The sequence below is a fragment of the Rhodococcus sp. LMD genome, from assembly GCF_056108245.1.
In genome coordinates this window covers 4379668-4402135 of sequence record NZ_CM148557.1, presented here as the reverse complement: position 1 = coordinate 4402135, position 22468 = coordinate 4379668, and the positions used below count along the sequence as shown (strand labels likewise).

Genomic DNA, 22468 nt, shown 5'->3' with positions numbered 1-22468 from the left:
CATGCATTCGGCATCGCTGCCGAGACAAAACATTACGGAATCATGCATGCATAATTCAAGGGCTGGAGCGCAATCGTTGGCAACTATTCCGGCGCCACCGGTGAACGAGTCGGATCCACCGCCCGCACCAGGTCCTGACGGTGCAGGTCCAGGCACTTGTCCAGCGCCTCGCGGTCGCCGCCGCGGATCGCGGCCACGATCTCGGCGTGCACGGCGATGCTGTGCTGGTACATCTCCTCGTGATCGGGTAGCAGTTCGACGCGCGTGGCCGCACCTCCGATGATCGCGGCGATCGCCTCGTACATGCCCGCCAGCACGGGGATCCGGGCGGCCCGCGCGATCGCCAGGTGCAGCCTCAGGTTTGCATCCAGGAAATCGCGCGGCGTACTCGCCGACTGCATCGACTCCAGTGCCCATTCCATGTCACGGATGTCCGTCGGGCCCGCCCGCTCTACGGCAACCCTGGTCAGGACGTCCTCCAAGTGCATGCGGGCCTCGAACAGATCCAGTGGATCCGTTCCTGTTCCGGAGAACCACAGGTCGAGCGCTCCGAGCCGGACCTGCGGCGGCCGGCTCGCAACGAACACCCCGCCGCCGGGCCCGGGCTTGACCACCACGAGCCCGCGGTCGCGCAGGATCCGCAACGCCTCGTTGATCACCGTCGGGCTGACCCTGAAGCGCTCCATGAGGTCCGTACGTCGGCCGAGGGAGGTCCCCACCGGGGTGTGCGCGGCGAGCAGCTCGTTCTCCACTTCGACCGCGACCTGTTGTGCCCGCGACAGCGACCGCTGGGCCTGCCCCTTGTCGTGGCCGTCCACTGTCCGCGGGTGATTCCTAGTCGATGACGTCATCAGGTTCGACCTCTTCTCAGGGCTGTGAGCTGCGTATATACCGGAGACGCCGGCGCGGGGCCGTAGTCCGACCACAATCGTATCTGCAGGATTGGCGAGAATCGCACGGTACGAGCCTCCGGGTACGGGGTGTAGCGGGCGGGCCGGTTCGGGAAGGTGGACCGACGTAATCATCTTGAATCCTGTAGTCATGATTTGTTACGGTGTCGACCACACCGTCGGAACATCGACCCCGCGGGCGTCGTCGAGGGAGCCAGCATGAGCACGCACGTGAACGGCGACGCCGGATTGCCGCTTCCTCTCGGGGCGATCGACGTTCACACCCACGCGATCGGTACCCGGCTTCCGGACCTGTCCGGCCGACCGGGACGCTGGCCGTCCATCGAACTCCTCGATCCCCGACGCGCCCAGCTCCTGCTCGGCGGTCGTCCCTACCGCGAGATCGACCACCGGTGCTGGTCCGCCCAGCGCCGACTCGTCGACATGGACGCCGAGGGGATTGCAGCACAGGTCGTCTCGCCAATTCCTGTCACGTTGTGTCACGACCAGCCCGCCGACGGCGCACGGATCCTGGCTGCGGCGCAGAACGATGCCTTCGCCGCACTGGTCGCCGAGGCACCGGGGCGGCTGTATGCCCTCGGTGCCGTTCCCTTGCAGGACCCCGACGCCGCGGTCGCCGAGCTCTCCCGCTGCATCGACGAACTGGGTTTCCTCGGTGTCGAGATCGGCACTCGTGTCGGCACGCGGGAGCTGGCCGACCCCGCATTCGACGAGTTCTTCGCCGCTGCGGCCGAGCGCTCGGCACTGGTGCTGGTGCACCCGGTGGACACGACGCTCGACCCGCGGCTGTCGAAGTTGGGCCTGGAGTTCGGGCTGGGGATGCCCATGGAGACAACGACCGCCGCGGCGGCACTGCTCACGGGGCGGACCCGTACTCCGGGCGTGCGCCTGTGCCTGGCCCACGGCGGTGGCGCCCTGCCTGCGATCTTGCCCCGACTCGACCGAGGCGCCGTTCTCTCCGGCACGCCCGGACCGGCGCCGAGTGTGCGGGCCCGGGACCTGTGGTGCGATTCCCTCACCTACGACGCGGCGGCACTCGGCCAGGCCGTCGCCCGATTCGGCGGCGAGCACGTCCTGCTGGGCACCGACTACCCGTTCGCCGCGCGCGAGACACCACCCGGAGCCGTCCTCGGCGCCTGCTCCGACGACCTCGCGGCCGCGATCCGCCGCGACAACGCCGCCGAGCTCATTGCCACGGTTCGCCCGCTCACCGGACCGGCAAACGCCCGCTGACGACGAACTCCCGATATCGGGGTACACAGCAGGCACACTTCCACCCAGCGCCGGCGGAAGCTGCGTCGCGGCGAGACCGTGACCACGTACTGCTGTCCGGCCATCCACCGCCTGCCACGCGTGGGCACGCCTTGGTCGTTCGTGAACCAGGAGCTATCACAATGGGATTCGGTCCCGGAGACCTGCGACGGAACCAGGACTCGTTCAGGTGCGTTCGCGCACCCCGGGGCGCTTGCAGCCCCGGGGGACGTGACTCAGGACCGCAATTCGGGGAACTGGTCGTCGCGCCATTCACCGGCACCGGCGACGCCGGATTCCTCGCGGCCACGCAGTTCCACGCGGCGGATCTTGCCGGAGATGGTCTTCGGCAGGTCGGCGAACTCCAGGCGGCGTACGCGCTGGTACGGCGCGAGGTTCGCGCGGGCGTGCCGCAGAATCGCCAGTGCCGTCGCCCGCGTCGGCTCGTGACCCGGCGCGAGGCTGACATAGGCCTTGGGCACGGCCAGCCGGACTTCGTCGGGGGCCGGCACGACCGCGGCCTCGGCGACCGCCGGATGCTCGATCAGCACGCTTTCCAGCTCGAACGGCGAGATCTTGTAGTCACTGGCCTTGAACACATCGTCCGTGCGCCCGACATAGAAGATGTAGCCGTCGGCGTCCCGGGAAGCGACGTCGCCGGTGTGGTAGAAGCCCCCTGCCATCGCCTCGGCGTTGCGTTCGGGATCGCCCAGGTAGCCGGTCATCAGGCTCATCGGTCGCGCTGTCAGATCGACGCAGAGCTCACCCTCTCCGACTCCGTCGACCCGCGCGCCGGACAGCGGATCGACCAGCACGACCGGAACACCGGGCAACGGCAGCCCCATCGATCCGGGCTTGACCGGCATACCGGGTACGTTCCCGACAGCCAGTGGCAGCTCGGTCTGGCCGAACCCGTCGCGGATCGTCAATCCCCATTGCCGCCGCACCTGATCCATGACTTCGGGGTTCAGCGGTTCTCCCGCGGAAAGCAGCTCACGCAGCTGCCCGGGGCCGCCGGAGAGGTCGGCGTTGATCAGCATTCGCCACACCGTCGGTGGAGCACAGAACGTGCTCACGCCGGCCCGGCGGATCTGTCCGAGCAACGCGGCGGCATCGAAGCGGGAATAGTTGTAGACGAAGATCGTCGCTTCGGCGATCCACGGGGCGAAGAAGCAACTCCAGGCGTGCTTCGCCCAGCCCGGCGAACTGATGTTCAGGTGGACGTCCCCGGGTGCGGCTCCGACCCAGAACGAGGTCGCGAGGTGCCCGAGGGGGTAGGACACCTGCGTGTGCTCGACGAGTTTCGGCCGGCTCGTGGTGCCGGAGGTGAAATACAGCAGCTGGGGGTCGTGCGGAGCGGTACCGGGGTGCGTTGCACGGGGAACGTCGAGCGCGTACGCGCTGGCGAAGCGCACCCAGCCGGCCGGCGCGTCATGCCCGCCGCCGACCACGAAACGCGTGTACTCACCCTCGATCTCGTCGAACTTGGCGGTGTCGGCGACGTTGGCGACGACGTGCCGGGCACCGCCCCGGCCGATGCGATCGGCCAGATCCACCGGGCCCAGCGCGGTGGTCGTGGGCATGATGACCGCACCGAGCTTCATGACCGCGAGCATGGCCTCCCAGAGTTCGACCTGGTTGTTCAGCATGAGGACGACTCTGTCGGCCCGGGCCACCCCGTGGGCGGCCAGATGGGCGGCGACCTGATCGGACCGGCGTGCGAGCTCGTCGAAGGTGTACTTCGCCTCGGCGCCGTTCTCCTCCACGATCCACAGGGCCACCCGGTCGTTGCCCCGTGCGATCGCGTCGAACCAGTCCACGGCCCAGTTGAACCGCTCCCCGAGATCCGGCCAGGTGAACTCGTCGACCGCCTTGCGGTAGTCGCGGCCGAGATCCTGGAGCAGATCGCGGGCCGACCGGTAGAGTTCGGTTGCTGTGCCGGGGGTCGACAGTGGTTCGGGAGCAGAAGCATCCGTGACACGAGATGTGTCGTCGACGTGGGATACGCCGGTCATGGCTCACCTTTCGGGGTAGGGACGCTGGGTGCGGGTCGGTCTGTGCCGCGGCGGAGCGGAGAGGTTTCAGCCCATGCTGCTGCCGCCGTTCACACTGATCACCTGGCCGGTGACGAAGCCGGATTCCGGGCGAAGGAGATAGGCGACGGCGCCGGCGACTTCGTCGGGAACGGCAGGGCGTCCCATCGGAATGAGCCGCACCGCGTCCTCGACGACCGGCCGCAGAACCTCGGGGAGGCGGTTCGCTTCGATCGCGGCGGCCAGCTCCGCGGTCAGGGTGTAGGCCGGCGCCACGGTGTTCACGGTGATGCCTGCGGGCGCGAACTCGCGCGCCAATCCGACGGCGAACGCGTGCACCCCGCCCTTTGCGGCGTTGTAGACCGCGTGGGCGGTGAGCCCGTTGCGCACGGACTCGGCGCCGATGTTGACGATGCGTCCCCCGCCGTTGTCGACGAGATGGGGGAGCAACGCCATGCTGGCCCGCAGCGTGGTCCACAGGTTGTTGTCGATGGTCGACTTCAGCGTCTGCTCGGTGTGCTGGAGCGTCGGCGCGATGACGCCCCCGCCGGCGTTGTTGACGAGTCCGTACACCGGGCCGAACGCGTCCGTGGCCGCGGTGAGCATCGCGTCCGCGGCGCCCGGGAGCGCCAGATCACCGACGAATCCGGTGGGCTCGGGAACGCCGGGGGGTGCGCTCAGCGCCCCGAGCCCGCGATGGAGTTCGTCCTCGTCCCGGGCAGCGACGAGCAACGACGCGCCGTCGGCGAGCAACCTGCGGGTGATCGCGAGACCGATGCCGGTCGCTCCTCCCGTGACGACCACGGTGCGGCCCCGCAACGGTGCCCCGTCCAGTTCGGCGTTCACAGGATGATCGCGACGTCGGACACCTGGCGCAGGCTTCCCATGCGCAGCACGCACCGCTTCGACGCGATCCGCAGGTGCCCGTCGACGACGCGCAGTCGATAGTGGTAGCGGCCGGCGTAGGTGTAGGAGCGTTCGCCGCGGAAGCGCCAGACGACGAACTCGGCGACCACCGGAAGCTCGGCTGCACCGCCGGTGCCGTCGACGACCGGGCGCAGCCGCACGTTGGACACCTGGTGGCTGGTGGCCGAGTGCGGGTATTCCCGGTGTGCCCGGCGGGAATTGAGTCGCTCCACGCGGCAGGACAGACGCAGGTGGTCGTCGTCGACGAGCACCAGGTCCCGGGCCGGGTCGGCGTCGGGGGTGTCGTTGCAGGGCACGACGTAGCGGCAGTCGTCGGTGTAGAGGGTGATCCAGGTGTCGAGGTCCCAGTCGTCGAGCAGTTCGGCCTCGAGGTAGAGCAGGTCCTCGACTCGGCTGCGGGTGACCTGCCGAAGGTCGCCGACCTGCGGGGAGGGCGCCGGCGCGGCCTTCGGGGTCTCGGGTGCGGTGGTGGTCATCGGGCCTCTCCGATCATCTGCTCGTTCCAGCGTCGCCAGAAGGCACGCATCTGCTCTTCGTCATTGGCCTCGGGCGTGCGCGCCATGCCGCGTGAGATGTCGTTCCACTCCACTCCGCCGCTGTGGAAGCCTTGCTGGCAGGACTCAAGGGCTTCGATGTCGTCCGGGGTGGCGAAGCCACCGGGCCCCAGGAAGGTGAGGAAGCTGTCGAGACGGCGCTGCCGCAGCTGGGATTGCTCCTGACTCGGAGCGAGCTCCCAGGCGGTGATCTCCATCCGGTCCGCGGAGACAGGCATGAAGGTGCGTACGGTGACAGCCATGATGTCGTTGATCACCAGGTTCGGGTAGATCAACAGGTTGCGGTTGACGTCGGCCATGCGCGCGGCGCGCTCTTCGCCGTGCTTGGCCACGAGTTCGGCGCGCAGCCGGCCGATCTCCTCGCGCGCGCCCTCACCGAACAGCGGCTCCCACTTCGCCACCGGTCGGCCCCACGGTGCGGTGTATTCGAGTACCGCGTGCCCGTTGCCGAGCGCCTTCGCCGTGCCCTGGACCCCACCTGCGAGGTCGGTGCCCAGCGCTACCAGGTACTTGAAGTAGGTGTCGTGGGTGCTGACCGCGTGGTAGCCGTCGATGCTGTTCTCCGCCAGGAGTTTCCAGTTGGCATTGATCGCGTACTCGTTGGTTCCGGAGATGATTTCCGCGTCCTCGACCGCGTCGACGACGAGGTCGAGGTACTCCGTGGCGCCCGCCAGGTAGTCGACCAGGGGCACGATGTCGGGATCGTAGGAGAGGAAGACGAAGCCGCGGTAGCTGGCGACCTTGGCGGCGGGCCGGAGCCCGAGTTTGCCGAAGTCGAGGTCGTCGCCGTAGGCCTGGCGGTCCGGGATGCCCACCAGTTCGCCGTCGGTGTTGAACGACCAGGCATGGTAGAAGCACGAGAAGATCTTGGCGTTGCCGCGTTCGGCGCGGCAGACCATGGCGCCGCGGTGGGTGCAGGTGTTGTGGAAGACGTTCACCTGCCCCGATCGTCCGCGGACCATGAAGACCTGGCGTCCGCCGACGGGGCGGCGCACGTAGTCGCCCTTCTTGCGGATTTCCGACTCGTGGCCGACGTAGAGCCAGCTGTGCGCGAAGACCCGCTCGAGTTCCATCGCATGAATCTCCGGTGAGGTCATGGTGGAGCGGTGGACACGGAAGCTGTGTGCTTCACGATCGTCCTCGACGAACGGTCCGTGGGGTGTCGGTAGCTGGGTGGTCGGGTCGTCTGTGACGGTCATCGGTGCCTCTCTGGGATTGGGCCGAGGTTGGTGCGGGGAGGGGATCCGAGGGGCCGGATCGGCGCAGTCGTGCGGTCGCTAGAACCGGATGACACCGCGGATGTTGGTGCCTGCACGCATGTCGTCGTATCCCTGGTTGATGTCGTCGAGGGCGTACTCGGTGGTGATCAACTCGTCGAGCTTCAGATAGCCGGCCTGGTAGAGGTCGAGCAGCTTGGGGATGTCTGCGCGCGGGCTCGACGAGCCGAACAGCGAACCCACGATCTTCTTCTCATAGAGGATCAATTCGAGGATCGGTACCGGGATGCCGACGGCGGTGGCGTTTCCGAGGGCAGTGACAACGACCGTGCCCTGCTTGCGGATCCCGGCGAATGCCTGCGCGATGTGGTCGCCGGTGATGACGCCGACGGTGACGATCGCGACGTCGGCGCCCTGGCCGTTGGTGAAGCTCTTCGCGGTCTCGATGGCCTCCTCGACGGTGGCGAATGCGTGGGTGGCACCCAGCGAGAGCGCCATGTCCCGCTTGAAGGCGACCGGGTCGACCACGATTACCCGTGCCGCGCCGGCGTGCACGGCACCCTGGACGGCGTTTGCGCCGATGCCGCCGACACCGAGGATCAGCACGGTGTCGCCGGGTTGCACCTTGCCGGTGTTGACCGCCGAGCCCCAGCCGGTCCCGACTGCGCAACCGAGCAGGCACGCCTTTTCCAGCGGGGTGTCCGCCGGGACTTTGATGGCGGAGTCGACGGCGACCGTCGTGTATTCGGAGAAGGTGGAGATGCCGAGCGCCTGGGCGACGGGGGTGCCGTCCTCGAGTTGCAGCCGGAAGCTCGTCGGATCTTCCCAGCGCGAGCCGACCAGGACATTGGCGCCGAGGTCGCAGAGGTTCTGGTGCCCGGTGGAGCACCAGCGGCATTTTCCGCAGGCAGGCAGGAACGAGAAGATGACCTTGTCTCCCGGTTCGAAGCCGGAGGTGTTCGGGCCGACCGACTCGACGATGCCGGCGCCCTCGTGTCCACCGCAGACCGGGTAGACAGCGACGGGGAGGTCACCGGTGGCCATGTGGTCGTCGGAGTGGCACAGCCCTGAGGCGACCATCCGGACTCGGATCTCGTTCTGTCGGGGTTCGTCGACGACGAGGTCGACGATCTCGAACTTGCCAGGGGCTTGGCGGAGAACGGCGCCGCGGCTTTTCATGAGGACTCCTCGGTTGTGGGTCGGTGTGACGGGTTCTGCTCAGGCCTGCGCGGCCGAGGCGTCGAGATAGACGGTCTTGAGGACCTGGTAGCTGTGCAGGGCCTCGGGTCCGAGTTCACGGCCGATGCCGCTGGCCTTGATTCCGCCGAAGGGGGCGACGGGGTCGTTGACGTAGCCGTTGATGCCGATGCTGCCGGTGCGCACCCGGCGGGCGACGGCCTCGCCACGCTCCGGGTCGGCGGTCCAGACACTGCCGCCCAGGCCGTAGTCCGAGGCGTTGGCGATGACAACGGCCTCGTCCTCGTCGGTGTACGGGATCACCGACAGGACCGGCCCGAAGATTTCCTCCTGGGCGATGGTGTGGTTGTTGTCGACATCGGCGAACACGGTCGGCTGCACGTACCAGCCGCGGTCGAGGCCCTCCGGCCGGCCGCCGCCGACGGTGAGCCGGGCCCCCTCGGCCTTCCCCTTGGCGATGTAGGACTCGACCCGATCGCGTTGCCGTGCCGAGACCAGCGGACCGACCTGAGTGGTCTCGGCCAGGGGGTCGCCGATCCGCAGGGAGGACACGAGTCCGCTGACGGTGTCGACGACCTCGGCGTATCGCGATCGCGGCGCCAGTACGCGGGTCGAGAGCCAGCAGATCTGGCCGTTGTTGAGAAGTGTCGAGGCGAAGAAACTCTCGATCGTCGAAGCCAGGTCGGCGTCGTCGAGGACGATCGCGGCGGACTTGCCGCCGAGCTCGAGGGTCACCGGGCGCAGCAGGCGCCCGCACGTCTCGGCGATCGTCCGGCCGGCCGCCGTCGACCCGGTGAACGAGACCTTGTCCACCTGCGGATGGGCTACCAGGTAGGCCCCGACATCGCCTCCGCCGGGCACGACGTTCAGCACGCCCGCCGGCAGTTCTGCCTCGGCGGCTGCCTCGGCCATCAGCATGGCGTCGAGGACCGTCTCCGGAGCAGGCTTGAGCACGACCGTGCACCCGGCGGCCAGGGCGGGGGCGAGCTTGAGGAAGGTGATTCCCTGCGGGACGTTCCACGGGACGATCGCGCCGACCACCCCGATCGGCTCACGGATCACCCGCGCCTGCCCGCCGAGCATGCCCTGCCGGGTCTCCTCCTGGGGGGTGTCGGCGACCAGGCCGGAGTAGTAGCGCAGCAGCAGGGCCGGGAACCCGCCCTCGAACTGCTGAGCGAGCCAGATCGGCATACCGTTCTGCGAGCTCACTCGGGTCGCGGTTTCGGGGGCGCGCTTCTCCAGTGCCACCGCGAAACGCTCGAGCGCCTCGCGGCGGCGCGCCGGATCCCAGCGGGACCAGCCCTGAGGGTCGTCGAATGCCCGGCGGGCGGCGGCAACGGCGTCGTCGATGTCCCGCTCGGTAGCCTCCGGGACGCTGCCGAGGCGTTCCTCGGTGGCCGCGGCCCGCACCTCGAGGGTGCGTGAGGACGACGGGTCGGCCCAGCCGCCGTCGATGTAGAACTGCCGATAGTCGGTGGTTCCGGTGAGTGCGGTCATTGGTGTGGTTCCTTTGTGCGGTATCTCGGGATGCGGGCAGGCAGGCGAGCAGGGTGGGCAGGGTAGGCAGCGCCGGGTCAGCCGTTGGAGTCGGGCACGATCACTCGGACGCCTTCGCATGCGGCGTTCACGATGAGCTGGCATGACAGTCGGGAGCGTTCGTCGACGTCGTCGGCGTATTCGAGTAGGTCGCGCTCCTCGTCGGTCGCCTCGCCGAACAGATCGGCGAACTCGGAGTCGACGTGTACGTGGCAGGTCGCACAGGAGCAGCTGCCGCCGCATTCGGCGACGATGCCGGGCAGGTTGTTGCGCACGGAGCCGTCCATAATGCTTTGTCCTGCAGGAACATCGACGATGTGGGTGGTTCCGTCGGGGACGAGATAGGTGATCTTCGGCATGATATTCCTCGGGTCGTACGTGGGGTTGGCGGGTGTCGTTTCAGCGGACGGCGTCGCGCAGGGCGATACCGGGGTCGGCCAGCCGAACCGGATCGACGCTGGTGCCGGCGCCGATCCACTTCTTGCCTGCCATGAAATCCGGTGAAGCGTTGGCAGACTCCACCGCCACCGGCACGCCGTCGCGTAGGTGAAACAGTGCGAATCGGCCCGTCTCCGGGTCACCGCGGCGGACGACGTCCGCTCCCGGCCGCACGACGCCGGCGATCTTCAGCTTCAGATCGAACTGGTCGGACCAGAACCATGGCGTCTCGGGCTGCGGCGACGGTGTGCCCAGGATCGCGGCTACCGCCTGCCGGGCCTGCTCCGTCGCGCTCGGGATGCTCTCGAGTCGCCCGATGCCGTCGAGTCCGGGCACACGCCGGCAGGTCACGTCTCCGATGGCGAGTATCGCGGGATCGCTTGTGCGAGCGAACTCGTCGACGACGATGCCGCCGGCCGGGCCGCGCTCGAGGTCGCAGGCTGCGGCCAACTCGTCGCACGGCAGGGCACCGATTCCGACCAGCGCCGCGGTGCAGTCGATTGTCTCGCCGCCTTCGAGCACAACGCTCTGCACCTGCCCGGCGGCGCCCTCCAGTCCGGTGACTCCGACACGGGTCCGCACTACCGTGCCCTGCTCGGTATGTCGCGCGGTGAGAATCGCCGACAGCTGGGGGCTCGCGACGCGGGCCAGCACTCGGTCCTCGCGTTCGAGAACCACGGCCTCCGCGCCCGCGGCGCGGGCCACCGCAGCGACCTCCAGTCCGATGTAGCCGCCACCGATGATGGCCAGCTTGCGCCCTTCCCCGACCCACTTGCGCAGGGCGCGGGCGTCGCCGAGATTGCGTAGCGCACCGACGCCGGCCAGGCCGGCGCCCGCCACCGGCAAGGGACGGGGACGGGACCCGGTGGCCAGGACCAGCACGTCGTAACCGATCCGCTCGCCAGAGGCCGTGACAATCCTGCCGGCTTTACGGTCGATCTCGGTGACCTGTTCGCCGAGGCGCACCTCGACGTCCTGCTCCCGGTAGAACTCCGGGGGTCGCAGCCACTGCTCGAGCTCTCCCTCGGCGAACTTCTTCGACAACGGCGGCCTGTGGTACGGGTAGTCGAGTTCCTCACCGAGCATCGTGATCCTGCCGGTGTGTCCCTCCTGTCGGAGCAGGCCCACGAGTGAGGCCGCGGCATGCCCTGCGCCCACGACCACCACATTCCGGTCGGCCGCCGACAGCGTGGTGGTCATGTGAGTTCCAATCGGACGGGAAGGTTCTTCAATCCACCGACAAAGTTGGTCTGCACGACTTTTCGCTCACCGGTGACCTCGATCGTGTGGATGCGCGGGAGCAACTCCTCGAACATGATCCGCAATTCCTGCTTGGCCAGATGCTGCCCGGTGCACATGTGCGGTCCGTATCCAAAGGCTATGTGTCGATTGGGCTTCCGGTCGAATCGAAACTCGTCAGGCGCGTCGAAGACCTCGGCGTCACGGTTGCCGGACTGGTACAGCATCATCAGCCTGTCACCGGCTTTGATGTGCCGACCCCGAAGTTCGTAATCCTCGGTGGCCTGGCGCATGAAGTGCTTCGCCGGTGAAATCCAGCGCAGACCCTCGTTGACCAGGTCACCGATCAGCGACGGGTCTCGCTGCAACGCGGCGAGTTGCTCGGGATGATGAGCAAGTGCTTCGAGGGTGCCGGCCAGGGTGGAAGCGGTGGTGTCGTGCCCGGCGGTGGAGATCGTCACGAACCAGCTGTAGGCAAACTTCTTGGGCCAGTACTCCCCATCGGCCTGCCGTGCGTTGGCGATGAGGGAGGCGAGATCATTTCGGGGATTGGCGCGGCAATCTTCTACCAGTACATCGAAATAGGCGAAGAAGTCCGAAAGGGCGTTGGCCCACTGCTTGGCCGCAGCTTCCGGGCTGAGCGGTTCGACGTCGTCTCTGGCTTCGTCCGGGTCGGCTGTTCCGAAGAACTCCTGCGTCAACGCCAGCATCCGTGGCTCGTCTTCCTCCGGAACTCCGAAGAGGGTCATGATGACGTGTAACGGGTAGAACATGGCGAAATCCTTGACGAGATCGATCTCGTTCACTCCCGGTCGCAGCCGCCGCGCAATCTCATCCACGGCCAGCGTTCGGATCCGGTCCTCCCAACGCTTGAGGTTGGCCGGACGGAACCAGTCCGCCGCGACATCCTTGACCGCGGTGTGCTCGGGCGGATCCAGGTAGGGCAGGGCATCGAAGATGCGGAGGCTCCCACCGGTGAGGCTTTTGGTGAAGGCATCGCCGGCCTGGTTGGTCAGGATCGGATTGTGCGAGCCGGGTTCGGACCCGCCCCCGTTGGAGAAGAGTTGCGGTTGGCGTTCGATCTCCATGATGTCGGCGTGCTTGCTTACCAGCCACAGCGGGTCGTAGCCTTCCACGTGCACCTTGGCGAGCGGATTGTTTTCCCGGAGCCATTTGTAGGCTGCGAACAGAGTGGTTTCGTCTCGGTGACCCTCGGGAAGAACGATCTGGCGGGCAATTTCGTCCGGTACGGGTCGGGTGGGACCCGTGATGGCCTCGATGGTGGTCACAGTTTTCCTCCGATGGGTGGCAGCAATGTCGCGGAGACGTCGCGGTCCGGCCGTCCGTTGCGTGACGCCGATCACTCGAGTCCCGATAATCTTCGATCCCGGGCGGGGTGATGCGCATCACTCCCTGGGCGCACGTTTCTCATCCCAACGGCTGACTCGGCCTCGACGACCACCTGCGCCCAAGGGGGACGAGCGCGTCGCCACGCCTATCGTTCGACGGACAGGAGGAAGATTCGAAAACATGCATCCATGTCTCACCCCGCGGTCGAGTGGCTCGGCGGACGGGCTCCTGGGCGCGGTCGGCGCGGGCGAGCGAGAAACGCCACCAGTCCGGGCTCGAACGAACTACGCCGATCGGATTCCTTCAGAAAACCCGGAGTATTGAGACATGCATGCATGATTTGCTAACGTTTCTCTTATCTGCTCTGGCAATATGGCCGGGAAGGAGCACCGAATACGTGGTACCGACGATGCCTTTCGGGTCGACCGCGGCCGGCCGCGCTTCTTCGCCTGCGCTACGCCCTGTCGGGAGTGTCGGCGAGGAGTTGGAGCGGGCCCGGGGCGTGCTGGCACTTGCCCACGAGCTCCTGGGACGGGGCGCCCCGGCGGATCCGCGCACTGCGGCCGACCTCGACGAGGCCGATATCGCCCTCGAGGTCGTCGAGGAGGCCCTCACGCGCAGGCTCGGTGAAACAGCGCCAGGCGCGGAGATCGCACGTCTGCTCGGATTGTCTCAGCAGGTCGGTCACGCGCGGGTGATGTTGCGCCAAGCCGAGTTGGCGCAGCGATCGGAGGCGATCGCCGGAGTCGGGCGGGCGCTCGATGCGCTGCGGACCGTCGGGTCGGTAGCCGACCTCGTCCGGTTCGCCCCGACCCATGTCGGCGAGCTGGGGTATCAGCGGTGCATGCTGTCCCGCGTCGAGGGCAACCGCTGGGTGGCGAAGTCGTGCTACGTGCGGAACGATTCGGCGCTCGCTGCCGAGATCCTTGAGGTCGGCAGTCGCAGCAGAACCCTGGGCCACCGGCTCATCGAAAGCGAGATCGTGCGGCGCCGTTCTCCGGTGCTGGTCCCCCGGGCGCAGGCCGACGACCGCGTGGATCCGGGCTTCAAGCAGGTCACAAGCACATCCTCCTACGTCGCCGCTCCCATCATGGTCGGCTCCGGAGTGTTCGGCTTCGTCCACGCCGACAGCCCGAGCGACGGGCGGGAGGTCGGCGAGTTCGATCGGACGCTTGTCCGCACGTTCTCGGAATGTCTCGGCTATGCCCTGGAACGTCTCTACTACCAGGAACGCCTCCGGACGATCCGGCGGCAGGTCACCGCCGTCATGGATGCCTCGCCGGACATGCTGGACGAAATGATCGGTTCCAACGAAGAGCCGGCGAACGATTCGGTCGTTGCGCTTCCGGGATATCGCCACCCGATGCAGTCTGGCCACCCTGCGGGGAATGTGGACCTGCTGACCCGGCGGGAGCTCGAGGTCCTTGCGCACATGGCCGAGGGCGACTCGAATGCCCGCATCGCGAACCGGCTGTTCATCTCGGAGGCCACCGTCAAGGCCCACGTGAGGCACATTCTGCGCAAACTCGGTGCCGCCAACCGAGCCGAGGCGGTCTCCCGCTACCTTCGGGCGGGGTAACTCCCTCCGGCGTCGAGGAATCCGACGCGAGCGGGGGCGGGGTGCCCTGCGGTCCCGGCTCCGGCTCCAGGAATCGGGGATCGCCGAGTCCGGTCTTCCGATGCTCCGGGGCCCGCTGTGACCGGACTCGAGCCGGGCGGCATGTTTTCACCGATGGTTCTGTGGCACGCCGAAATCGCTTCTCCCGTGCTGGAATTAGACAACCGCGCGATCGCCGCGCTCAGCATCGCAGGTGCCGTCGACCGATTCGGGCCCGAGCTCCACGCCTCCTCGGTCCGGGCGGGGGCAACCGGGGCGGCCGCCACCATCGCGAATCGGGCGCACATGCCGGAAGACACGTGAGATGTGGCGCCATGAGTGCGGGACGGGTCTGCTCCGACTTCCGTTACTCTCGCCGGCCTCGACTCCCGCCTCAGTCTGTGCCGGTAAGGCTAGAATGAGGAACCAACCCCAGGTAGAGCCATGAGTAACCATGATCCGACCGGAGACAGTCAGTGGCGTAACAGTCGGTGAGGACGAACCGTGTCCGACGAAGCCGTCGAGCATCCCTCGAATCAGTTCGAGGCAGAGATAGCGAACGAGCTGGCTGCTGTCGGATTCGACGAGCCTCGGGTGCTGGGCCGCGGCGGGTTCGGCATCATCTACCGTTGCCGTCAACCTGCCCTGGACCGGGTAGTGGCGATCAAGGTCTTGAGCTCGAGCCCCGGTGAGTCCGACCGCACCCGCTTCCTGCGTGAGCAGCAGGCGATGGGCCGGCTGTCGGGGCATCCGAACATCGTGCACGTGCTCGAGGCCGGCGTCACCCATACCGGGCGTCCCTACATCGTGATGCCGTTCCACCGCCGCGACTCGCTCGAAGCGTGGATCACCCGACGCGGGCCCCGCACGACCGCCGAAGTTGTCGACATAGGCATCAAGCTGGCCGGAGCCCTCGAGACGGCGCATCGGGCCGGAGTGCTGCACCGGGACGTCAAACCGGCGAACATCCTGATTTCCGAGTACGGCGAACCGCAACTCGCCGATTTCGGGATCGCCCGACTGTCGGACCGGCAGGACACCACCCGGGGGCTCATAGTGGGTTCTCCCGCCTACACCGCGCCGGAGGTGTTGCACGGACATCCTCCATCGGTTGCCTCGGACGTCTACGGGCTCGGCGCGACCTTGTTCACCGCCCTGGCCGGTCGACCGGCCTTCGCGCGCCACCGGGGTGAGGAACTGGTGGCGCAGCTGCTGCGGATCAGCACCGAACCGATCCCCGACCTGCGCGAGAACGATGTCCCGGAGGGCGTCCGGGTGGTGATCGAGCAGGCGATGGCCCGCGCCCCTGCCCACCGCTTCGGGACGGCGGCGGCGCTGGGGGAGGCGTTGCGCCGGGCCGGGACGGATCTGGGATACCTCATTGCCGACCTGCCGCTGCCGCTGGCGTGGGACGAGGAAAGCTCACCGCAGCGGGAAAAGCGTGAACCTGCGGGCACCGCGGCGTACCTGCGCCTCGATCCGTCGGCCGGGGCGTCCGGGCCCGTCCCTCCGCCCGCCGTGACCACCAAGTACCGCCCCCCCGGTCACGGCGCACGCGATGGTGCCGCGCGCCCGGCTGCTCGGCAGGCTCGGGACCGGAACCCGACCCCGGTTGATCTTGATTCATGGTCCGGCCGGATACGGCAAGACCACCGTGGCCGCCCAGTACGTGCAGATGCTCGAGCGCACCGGGGGGACGACCGCCTGGTTGTCGATCGACGAGGACGACAACACCCCGGCGTGGTTTCTCGCGCATCTCGTCGATGCGGTCACGGTGACCCTGCCCGGGTTGGGCAGAGAGCTGACCCGGGCGCTGGAGGGACACGGGGAGGGTGCCGAGCGGTTCGTGCTGACGACGCTGATCAACCGGGCGCACACGGGTGGACAGCACATCGCGGTGGTCCTGGACGACTGGCACCGGGTGACCAACCCTGCGAGCCGAGCCATCGCCCGGTTCCTGCTCGAACACGGCTGCCACCACCTGCAGCTGGTCGTCACCAGCCGGACCCGGCAGGGTCTGCCGCTGAGCGGCCTGCGGGTGCGCAACGAGTTGATCGAAATCGACTCGGCCGCATTGCGATTCGACCTCGACGAGTCCCGGGAACTACTCACCGGCGCCACGGATCTGCAACTCGAGGACGAGGAGGTCGTCGATCTGGAGGAATCGACCGACGGGTGGGTGGCGGCGCTGCAATTGGCCTCGTTGGCCCTGCGCGAACACCGCGATCCGCGTGCGGCGATCCGGCACCTGTCCGGCCGGCACCGGGCTATCGGCGAATACCTCGCCGAGAACGTCCTCGACACCCTCGAGCCGGATCTGCTCGACTTCCTGCTTGCCACGTCGATCACCGAGCGCACGTGCGCTGCCCTGGCCACCGCCTTGACCGGTCGGGGGCATACCCAGACGGTGCTCGAAGACATCGAGGCGCGGAACCTGTTCCTGACGCGTCTCGACGAGGACGGGCAGTGGTTCCGCTACCACCACCTGTTCGCCGAATTCCTACGCCGCCGACTCGAGCGTGACGATCCGGAACGCCTGATCGGTTTGCATCTCACTGCCGCCCGGTGGTTTCTCGGACAGCATCTACTCAGCCCGGCTGTGGATCACTTCCTCGCCGCCGGCAGCGACGACGACGCGATCGATGCCGTCGAACACGAGGCGATACCGCTGCTCGAGCGCTCCCAGATGAGTACCCTGCTCGGGCTGGCCGCAAAGCTCCCCGGCACATCCAGCGCGCGTCGGCTGCGCCTGCAGACCGCGCTGGCCTGGGCGCACGCCGTCCTGCATCATCGCGCTGCCGCTGCCGAGGCGCTCGGCAACATCGCGGCAACTCTGCCGTCGGCAAGTGCCGACGAAGCTGACATCCGAGCCGAAGCAGCGCTCATCCAGGCCACGGTCAACGCCTTCGACGACCGGCTCGACGGTATGGATGCGGCGGTCGAGGCCTGCAGTGCCCGTTCCGACCGGCTACGCCCCTGGGTCGTGTGCGGCACCGCTGACGTCGCGTCGTTTCGCTCGATCCATCGGTTCGACTTTGCCGACGCCCGGCGTTGGCAGCAATGGGTACGTCCATACCATCGGCGGTCTTCCGGGCCCTTCAGCGTCATCTACGGGTACTGCCTCGACGGGCTGGCCGCAAGAGAACAACTCGACCTCGACGGTGCCGAGGCCAGTTTCCGCCACGCCATGCAGCTGGCAACCGAGCGAGGAGAGGAACTGTCCTACGGCTCCCGGCTCACCGGGGCCCTTCTCGGAGACCTGCTGTACGAACAGGGGAACCTGGCCGAGGCCGAGCGATTCCTCGACCAGAGCTACAGTCTCGGGGCAGAAGGCGGCACGGTCGATTTCATGCTGTCCACCTACGTCGTCGGTGCGCGCCTGAAGCACCGGCTCGGCAGGTACGACGCCGCTGCCGAGCGATTGAACGAAGGCGAACAGCTGGCACGCACCCTGCACCTTCCGCGCCTGTCGGCGCACCTGGTGAACGAGCGCATTCGCCTGGGAATCGGATCCGGGTATTTCAGCCCGGACAGCTTTCCTCGGCAGCTCTCGCAGGAACCGCAGGACGGTATCAGTCGGGTCACCACCGAGATCGCAGAAGAATCGGTCATCCGGCTCCTTGTTGCCGGCTCGCCCGGCGCCCGGACACAAGCCTGTGACAGGGCTCGCGTGCTTGCAGAGTCGATCGACGCCACCCAGCGGCCGAGAGCATCCCTCTATGCGGGCGTCTTGCTGACCGAGTGCCTCGCCACTGCCGGGTCGAGCCGTGAGGCGGAGCGCGTGGTTCTTCCGTTGCTCGAGCAATGCGCCGGGGTGAGGATCGTCCAGCCGTTGCTGGATGCAGGATCGGCCCTCCGCGCCCTTCTACACCGCCTCGCGCAGGAGGGAAGCGCCCACGCTCTCAGTCCCGCCACGGCTCTCTACCTGGACCGATTGCTGGAGAGCCCGTACCACCCACCGGGCTGATGTGGCTGTCCCGGGTCGCGTATCGGATCCGCCGTGCATGTCACCGTCGTCGGCTGCGCGACATCGGCTTCTGCTGGACGACTGGTGGATAGCCGAGTTTGCGTGTGCAGAGGTTCTTCAGACGGCGGCGGGTCCCGGCGTCGATCTTCGGTTGCGCGTCGAGGAGACATCGCAATCGGTGGTAGAAGTCGGTGGGGACGAGTCCGAACTCGGGAAGGATATGCTCGTCGCCGCCGCCGTAAGGTGCCCACTGCACCGCGAAGTCGAGCAGCGCGACTTCATCTTTCGTCATTGTGTCTCCTTTCCTGACACCTACCGCCGCGGGCGCGGTCGCATGCACGTGCATGCGACCGCGCCCACGCCGGGGTCATCGCATGTCGAGGTAGATGCTCTTGAGTTGTTGGTAGCTTGCCAGTCCTTCGGGTCCGAGTTCCCGTCCGAGTCCGCTGTTCTTGATGCCGCCGAAGGGGGCGGTGGGATCGTTGGCGTAGCCGTTGATGCCGACGGTGCCGCTGGCGATGTTGCGGGCGAACCGGGTACCGCGGTCGGGGTCTGCGGTCCAGACCGAACCGCCGAGGCCGTAGTCCGAGTGGTTGGCGATGGCCACGGCCTCGGCCTCGTCGGTGTAGGGGATGACCGACAGCACCGGGCCGAAGATCTCCTCTTGGGCGATGGTGTGCCCGGTCTGGACGTCGGCGAAGATGGTGGGCTCGACGAACCAGCCGTGCTCCGCGCCGGCGGGACGCTTGCCGCCGGTGGTGATGCGTCCGCCGTCCGACTTGCCCTTCTCGATGTAGCCTTCGACGCGGTCGCGTTGGCGGGCCGAGACCAGCGGTCCCATCTGGGTCGTGTCGGAGAGCGGGTCGCCGACCGCGATGCCCTTCGCGAGATCGGTGATGGTGTCGACGATCTCGTCGTAGCGTGAGCGCGGCGCCAGGACGCGGGTGCCGAGCCAGCAGATCTGCCCGTTGTTGAGCAGAGTCGCCGCGTAGAAGGATTCGACGTTCGCGGCGAGGTCGGCGTCGTCGAGGATCACGGCGGCGGACTTGCCGCCGAGTTCGAGGGTGACCGGGCGCAGCAGTTCACCGCAGGTGCGGCCGATGGCCCGGCCGGCGGCGGTGGAGCCGGTGAACGAGACCTTGTCGATGCCCGGGTGCGCCACCAGGTAGGCGCCGAGTTCGCGGCCGCCCGGGACGATGTTGAGCACACCGGCGGGCAGTCCCGCCGCGATCGCTGCTTCGGCCATCAGGAAGGCGTCGAGCACCGTCTCCGGAGACGGCTTGAGGACCACGGTGCAGCCGGCGGCGAGTGCCGGAGCGAGTTTGAGGAACGTGATGGCCTGGGGGACGTTCCACGGCACGATCGCGCCCACCACGCCGATGGGGGCGCGGGTGACGAGGGTCGCTCCCCCCAGCATGCCGGGACGGATCTCGTCCTCCTGCTGGGCCGCCATCTCGGCGTAGTAGCGCAGCAGGAGGGGCGGGAAGCCGCCCTCGAACTGCCGGGCCAGGCCGATGGGCATGCCGTTCTGGCTGCTCACCCGGGTTGCGGTGTCCTCGGCGCGGGCTTCGAGTTCGTCGGCGAACCGGCCCAGGACTTCGGCGCGCCGGGCGGCGCTCCAGGACGCCCAGCCGTCCGGGCCGGTGAATGCTGCGCGGGCGGCGTCGATCGCATCGTCGAGGTCGGACTCGGTACCGTCCGGGACCGAGCCGATCCGCTGTTCGGTGCTCGGGGAGATGACCGGGATCGTGGCATCGCCGGACGGTCGTACCCATCCGCCGCGGATGTAGAGCTCGGTGTAGTCGATCGTCATCGGGGTGTCCTTCTCGGGAAGTGTGTCGGGGTGGGGTGGTCAGTCCTGCACGAGCACGGGTTTGAGCACCTCGCCCCGGTGCTGGGCCGCGATCGCGTCGTTGATTTTCGCGAAGGGGAAGGTGGTGACGAGCTTGTCGAGCGGGAACCTGCCCGCCTTGTAGAGCTCGACCAGTTCGGGGATGAACTCGTCGGGGACACTGTCGCCTTCGATGATCCCGGTGATCGTCAGTCCCATGGCGAGGGAGTTGATGATGTTCAGCGGTACGGAGGCCGCCGGGTCGGCGGGCACGCCGATGAGGCCGATCTTGCCGTGGAAGGTCATGGCGCCGACGAGCGACTCGATCACGGCCGGGACGCCGGAGGTGTCGATCGCGTAGTCGACACCGGCCGGGACGATGGCACGGACCTGCTCGACGAGGGGGCCCGCGGCCGGATCGACGACGTGGGTGGCGCCGAGTTCGAGGGCGAGGTCGCGCCGGGACCGGTGGGGTTCGACGGCGATGATGGTGGTGCAGCCCTGCACGACGGCGCCCATGACGGCGGCCAGGCCGACCGAGCCGGCGCCGGCGACCAGGACCGCGGAGCCGGGCCGGCAGTCGAGGGAGCGCATCACCGCGCCGGCACCGGTCTGGATGCCGCAGCCGAGGGGGGCGAGGAGTTCGGCCGGGAGGTCGTGGGGAACCTTCACGACATTGCGTTCGAAGGCGAGGCTGTGGGTGGCGAAGGAGGACTGTCCGAAGAACAGGCCGGTGAGGCGTTCGCCGTCGGTGGTGGACAGCGGGCCGGTGCCGTCCTCGCGCACCCCGTCGTAGGCGAGGTGCATGAACTGGTGGCAGTAGGAGGGTGCCCCCGTGGTGCACGACGGGCAGGTCCCACAGCTGTGGAAGGTGATGCCCACGCGGTCGCCGGGTGTCACCTTGGTGACGCCGGAGCCGACTTCTCTTACGATGCCGCATCCTTCGTGGCCGAGGACGGCGGGCAGCGCGGTCGGGAGGGCGCCGTCGCGCGCGGCGAGGTCGGTGTGGCAGATGCCGACGGCCTCGATCTCGACGAGGACCTCGCCGGCCCTCGGTCCCTCGATGATGATGGGCTCGAGGGTGAACTCGGCGTGCGGCTCTCTTGCGACTGCTGCGAGTGCTTCCATCGTCACGTACTCCATGTCTTGTGGGCCGGCCCGGTCGGGGCGGCGGAAATCGTGATGCTCTGCAGAACGGCGTCCCGCATCGAGGTCGCGGGATCGGCGAGTGCAGTGGGATCGAGCTTGGTGCGGTTACCGATGAAGCGTTTGCCGGCCATGAATTCGGCTGCGGCGTTCACGGTCTCGACGGCGACAGGCACGCCGTCGCTGTCGAGGTGGAACAGGGCGAAGGAGGACTCGGACGGATTCCCGCGCAGGACTGCCCGGGTCTCGGGATCGACCATCCCCGCCATCTTCATCTTGAGGTCGAACTGGTCCGACCAGAACCACGGCACCTCGTGCGGTGGCAGTGGCGCACCGGTGATGACGGCTGCCGCCTGCTTCGCCTGCTCTACCGCGCTGGGAATGCTCTCCAGTCGCACCATCTTGCCCAGTGTGTCGTGCAGGCGGTAGGTCACATCCCCGATGGCGAGGACATGCGGATCGCTGGTGCGCGCGGAACCGTCCACCACGATCCCGGTGAGACAGTCGATGCCCGCGTCCCGAGCCAGCGCGTCGTTGGGGATCGCTCCGACGCCCACCAGCACCAGGTCGCAGTCGAGGTGGGTGCCGTCGGCGAGGGTGACTCCATCGACTCGACCGGCTGTCCCGGTGATCTCCCGGACCTCGGCTGCCGTGAGGATGCGTGTGCCGCGGTCGCGGTGGAACCGGGTGAGGACGGCCGACAGCTCCGGGCTGGCGACCCGCGCCAGCACCCGATCCTCACGCTCGACGACTGTGACTTCGCAGCCGCGGGCGCGGGCCGAGGCTGCGACCTCGAGTCCGACGTACCCGCCGCCGACGATGGCCAGGGAGGAGCCGGTGTGGACCGCCGCGCGCAGTTGTGTGGCGTCGGCGAGGGTGCGCAGGCTCAGGACACCGTCGAGGTCGCTTCCGGGGAGTGTCAGTGTCCGCGGTGTGGCGCCGGTGGCGAGGACGAGCGTCGTGTACTGGAGGATCTCGCCGGATGATGTCGTCGCGGTTCGCGCGTCCCGGTCGATGTGCACGACCGGATCGCCCAGCCGGGTCTCGATGGCGTTGTCGGCGTAGAAGGAATCCGGCTTGAGCCATTGCACGAACTCGTCGTCGGCGTACTTCTTCGACAGCGGCGGCCGGTGATACGGCAGATGTGCTTCCTCCCCGCACAGGACGATGCGGCCGTCGAACTTCTGTTGCCGCAGCATGCCGGCGAGTGTGCCGCCGGCATGCCCGGCCCCGACGATCACCACGGTGGGTGACGGGTGTGGCGTGAGCATCGT

At 67.9% G+C, this 22468-nt stretch carries 18 protein-coding genes and 1 pseudogene; 5 read left to right on the top strand and 14 right to left on the bottom strand.

Features of this window, described 5'->3' with window-relative positions:
• Positions 1-83: 83 nt before the first annotated feature.
• Entirely contained in the window at positions 84-851 is a 768-nt protein-coding gene (locus ACWPQI_RS20025) for a FadR/GntR family transcriptional regulator (protein WP_064065718.1), read from the bottom strand.
• Positions 852-1109: 258 nt separating this feature from the next.
• Here ACWPQI_RS20025 and ACWPQI_RS20020 point away from each other — a divergent pair, with 258 nt between their 5' ends.
• Complete coding sequence (locus ACWPQI_RS20020) at positions 1110-2144, top strand: amidohydrolase family protein (RefSeq protein ID WP_099528047.1); 1035 nt, start codon at positions 1110-1112, stop codon at positions 2142-2144.
• A gap of 254 nt (positions 2145-2398) precedes the next feature.
• On the opposite strand, the gene ACWPQI_RS20015 is transcribed toward ACWPQI_RS20020, so the two are convergent.
• The 9 genes from ACWPQI_RS20015 to ACWPQI_RS19975 form a co-directional block, all read right to left on the bottom strand.
• Positions 2399-4177 carry an AMP-binding protein gene (locus tag ACWPQI_RS20015; RefSeq protein ID WP_234574751.1) on the bottom strand — a complete coding sequence of 593 codons (1779 nt, stop codon included), beginning with the start codon at positions 4175-4177 and terminating at the stop codon, positions 2399-2401.
• 66 nt (positions 4178-4243) lie between these two features.
• The gene (locus ACWPQI_RS20010; RefSeq protein ID WP_010593409.1) at positions 4244-5041 is read right to left on the bottom strand and encodes an SDR family NAD(P)-dependent oxidoreductase; all 798 of its coding nucleotides are present in this window, start codon (positions 5039-5041) and stop codon (positions 4244-4246) included.
• On the bottom strand, positions 5038-5598 hold the full coding sequence (locus ACWPQI_RS20005; protein WP_010593408.1) for an aromatic-ring-hydroxylating dioxygenase subunit beta: 561 nt from the start codon (positions 5596-5598) through the stop codon (positions 5038-5040). The genes ACWPQI_RS20010 and ACWPQI_RS20005 overlap by 4 nt, the downstream gene beginning before the upstream one ends.
• On the bottom strand, positions 5595-6875 hold the full coding sequence (locus ACWPQI_RS20000) for an aromatic ring-hydroxylating oxygenase subunit alpha (protein WP_010593407.1): 1281 nt from the start codon (positions 6873-6875) through the stop codon (positions 5595-5597). Before ACWPQI_RS20000 ends, ACWPQI_RS20005 begins: the two co-directional genes overlap by 4 nt.
• Before the next feature lie 78 nt (positions 6876-6953).
• Positions 6954-8072 (bottom strand): NDMA-dependent alcohol dehydrogenase, encoded by a 1119-nt coding sequence (locus ACWPQI_RS19995; RefSeq protein ID WP_064065720.1) that lies wholly within the window; start codon positions 8070-8072, stop codon positions 6954-6956.
• Between the two features lie 39 nt (positions 8073-8111).
• Entirely contained in the window at positions 8112-9587 is a 1476-nt protein-coding gene (locus ACWPQI_RS19990) for an aldehyde dehydrogenase (protein WP_010593405.1), read from the bottom strand.
• Positions 9588-9664: 77 nt separating this feature from the next.
• Positions 9665-9985: a 2Fe-2S iron-sulfur cluster-binding protein gene (locus tag ACWPQI_RS19985; RefSeq protein ID WP_010593404.1), complete on the bottom strand. Its 321-nt coding sequence runs from the start codon at positions 9983-9985 to the stop codon at positions 9665-9667.
• A gap of 40 nt (positions 9986-10025) precedes the next feature.
• Entirely contained in the window at positions 10026-11264 is a 1239-nt protein-coding gene (locus ACWPQI_RS19980; protein WP_010593403.1) for an NAD(P)/FAD-dependent oxidoreductase, read from the bottom strand.
• Positions 11261-12592, bottom strand: coding sequence for a cytochrome P450 (locus ACWPQI_RS19975; RefSeq protein WP_064065721.1), 1332 nt, complete (start codon positions 12590-12592; stop codon positions 11261-11263). Before ACWPQI_RS19975 ends, ACWPQI_RS19980 begins: the two co-directional genes overlap by 4 nt.
• Before the next feature lie 563 nt (positions 12593-13155).
• Here ACWPQI_RS19975 and ACWPQI_RS19970 point away from each other — a divergent pair.
• From ACWPQI_RS19970 to ACWPQI_RS19955, 4 genes and pseudogenes are all read left to right on the top strand, one after another.
• Positions 13156-14232 carry a LuxR C-terminal-related transcriptional regulator gene (locus ACWPQI_RS19970; RefSeq protein ID WP_010593401.1) on the top strand — a complete coding sequence of 359 codons (1077 nt, stop codon included), beginning with the start codon at positions 13156-13158 and terminating at the stop codon, positions 14230-14232.
• 117 nt (positions 14233-14349) lie between these two features.
• Positions 14350-14574, top strand: a complete 225-nt coding sequence (locus tag ACWPQI_RS19965; protein ID WP_010593400.1) for a hypothetical protein — start codon at positions 14350-14352, stop codon at positions 14572-14574.
• 180 nt (positions 14575-14754) lie between these two features.
• Positions 14755-15528: pseudogene (locus ACWPQI_RS19960) on the top strand (serine/threonine-protein kinase); the annotation flags it as partial.
• 280 nt (positions 15529-15808) lie between these two features.
• On the top strand, positions 15809-18217 hold the full coding sequence (locus ACWPQI_RS19955; RefSeq protein WP_474738462.1) for a winged helix-turn-helix domain-containing protein: 2409 nt from the start codon (positions 15809-15811) through the stop codon (positions 18215-18217).
• A 40-nt stretch (positions 18218-18257) separates the two neighbouring features.
• Here the strand turns inward: ACWPQI_RS19955 and ACWPQI_RS19950 are convergent, their stop codons facing one another.
• The 4 genes from ACWPQI_RS19950 to ACWPQI_RS19935 all read right to left on the bottom strand — a co-directional run bounded on the left by ACWPQI_RS19950 (position 18258) and on the right by ACWPQI_RS19935 (position 22465).
• Entirely contained in the window at positions 18258-18509 is a 252-nt protein-coding gene (locus ACWPQI_RS19950) for a DUF3263 domain-containing protein (RefSeq protein ID WP_010593398.1), read from the bottom strand.
• A 75-nt stretch (positions 18510-18584) separates the two neighbouring features.
• Entirely contained in the window at positions 18585-20030 is a 1446-nt protein-coding gene (locus ACWPQI_RS19945; protein ID WP_010593397.1) for an aldehyde dehydrogenase, read from the bottom strand.
• Between the two features lie 39 nt (positions 20031-20069).
• Complete coding sequence (locus tag ACWPQI_RS19940; RefSeq protein WP_029539947.1) at positions 20070-21176, bottom strand: NAD(P)-dependent alcohol dehydrogenase; 1107 nt, start codon at positions 21174-21176, stop codon at positions 20070-20072.
• Between the two features lie 2 nt (positions 21177-21178).
• A complete protein-coding gene (locus ACWPQI_RS19935; RefSeq protein ID WP_099528045.1) occupies positions 21179-22465 on the bottom strand; it encodes an NAD(P)/FAD-dependent oxidoreductase in 1287 nt (428 codons plus the stop codon).
• Positions 22466-22468: the final 3 nt, after the last annotated feature.

Excerpts from the sequence above, each read along its gene's own strand:
- ACWPQI_RS19995 (WP_064065720.1), bottom strand. The coding sequence starts at position 8,072 with ATGAAAAGCCGCGGCGCCGTTCTCCGCCAAGCCCCTGGCAAGTTCGAG.
- ACWPQI_RS19955 (WP_474738462.1), top strand. The coding sequence starts at position 15,809 with ATGGTGCCGCGCGCCCGGCTGCTCGGCAGGCTCGGGACCGGAACCCGA.
- ACWPQI_RS19940 (WP_029539947.1), bottom strand. The coding sequence starts at position 21,176 with ATGGAAGCACTCGCAGCAGTCGCAAGAGAGCCGCACGCCGAGTTCACC.
- ACWPQI_RS19985 (WP_010593404.1), bottom strand. The coding sequence starts at position 9,985 with ATGCCGAAGATCACCTATCTCGTCCCCGACGGAACCACCCACATCGTC.
- ACWPQI_RS20025 (WP_064065718.1), bottom strand. The coding sequence starts at position 851 with ATGACGTCATCGACTAGGAATCACCCGCGGACAGTGGACGGCCACGAC.
- ACWPQI_RS20000 (WP_010593407.1), bottom strand. The coding sequence starts at position 6,875 with ATGACCGTCACAGACGACCCGACCACCCAGCTACCGACACCCCACGGA.
- ACWPQI_RS19945 (WP_010593397.1), bottom strand. The coding sequence starts at position 20,030 with ATGACGATCGACTACACCGAGCTCTACATCCGCGGCGGATGGGTACGA.
- ACWPQI_RS19980 (WP_010593403.1), bottom strand. The coding sequence starts at position 11,264 with ATGACCACCACGCTGTCGGCGGCCGACCGGAATGTGGTGGTCGTGGGC.
- ACWPQI_RS20020 (WP_099528047.1), top strand. The coding sequence starts at position 1,110 with ATGAGCACGCACGTGAACGGCGACGCCGGATTGCCGCTTCCTCTCGGG.
- ACWPQI_RS20005 (WP_010593408.1), bottom strand. The coding sequence starts at position 5,598 with ATGACCACCACCGCACCCGAGACCCCGAAGGCCGCGCCGGCGCCCTCC.
- ACWPQI_RS19935 (WP_099528045.1), bottom strand. The coding sequence starts at position 22,465 with ATGCTCACGCCACACCCGTCACCCACCGTGGTGATCGTCGGGGCCGGG.
- ACWPQI_RS19990 (WP_010593405.1), bottom strand. The coding sequence starts at position 9,587 with ATGACCGCACTCACCGGAACCACCGACTATCGGCAGTTCTACATCGAC.
- ACWPQI_RS20015 (WP_234574751.1), bottom strand. The coding sequence starts at position 4,177 with ATGACCGGCGTATCCCACGTCGACGACACATCTCGTGTCACGGATGCT.
- ACWPQI_RS19950 (WP_010593398.1), bottom strand. The coding sequence starts at position 18,509 with ATGACGAAAGATGAAGTCGCGCTGCTCGACTTCGCGGTGCAGTGGGCA.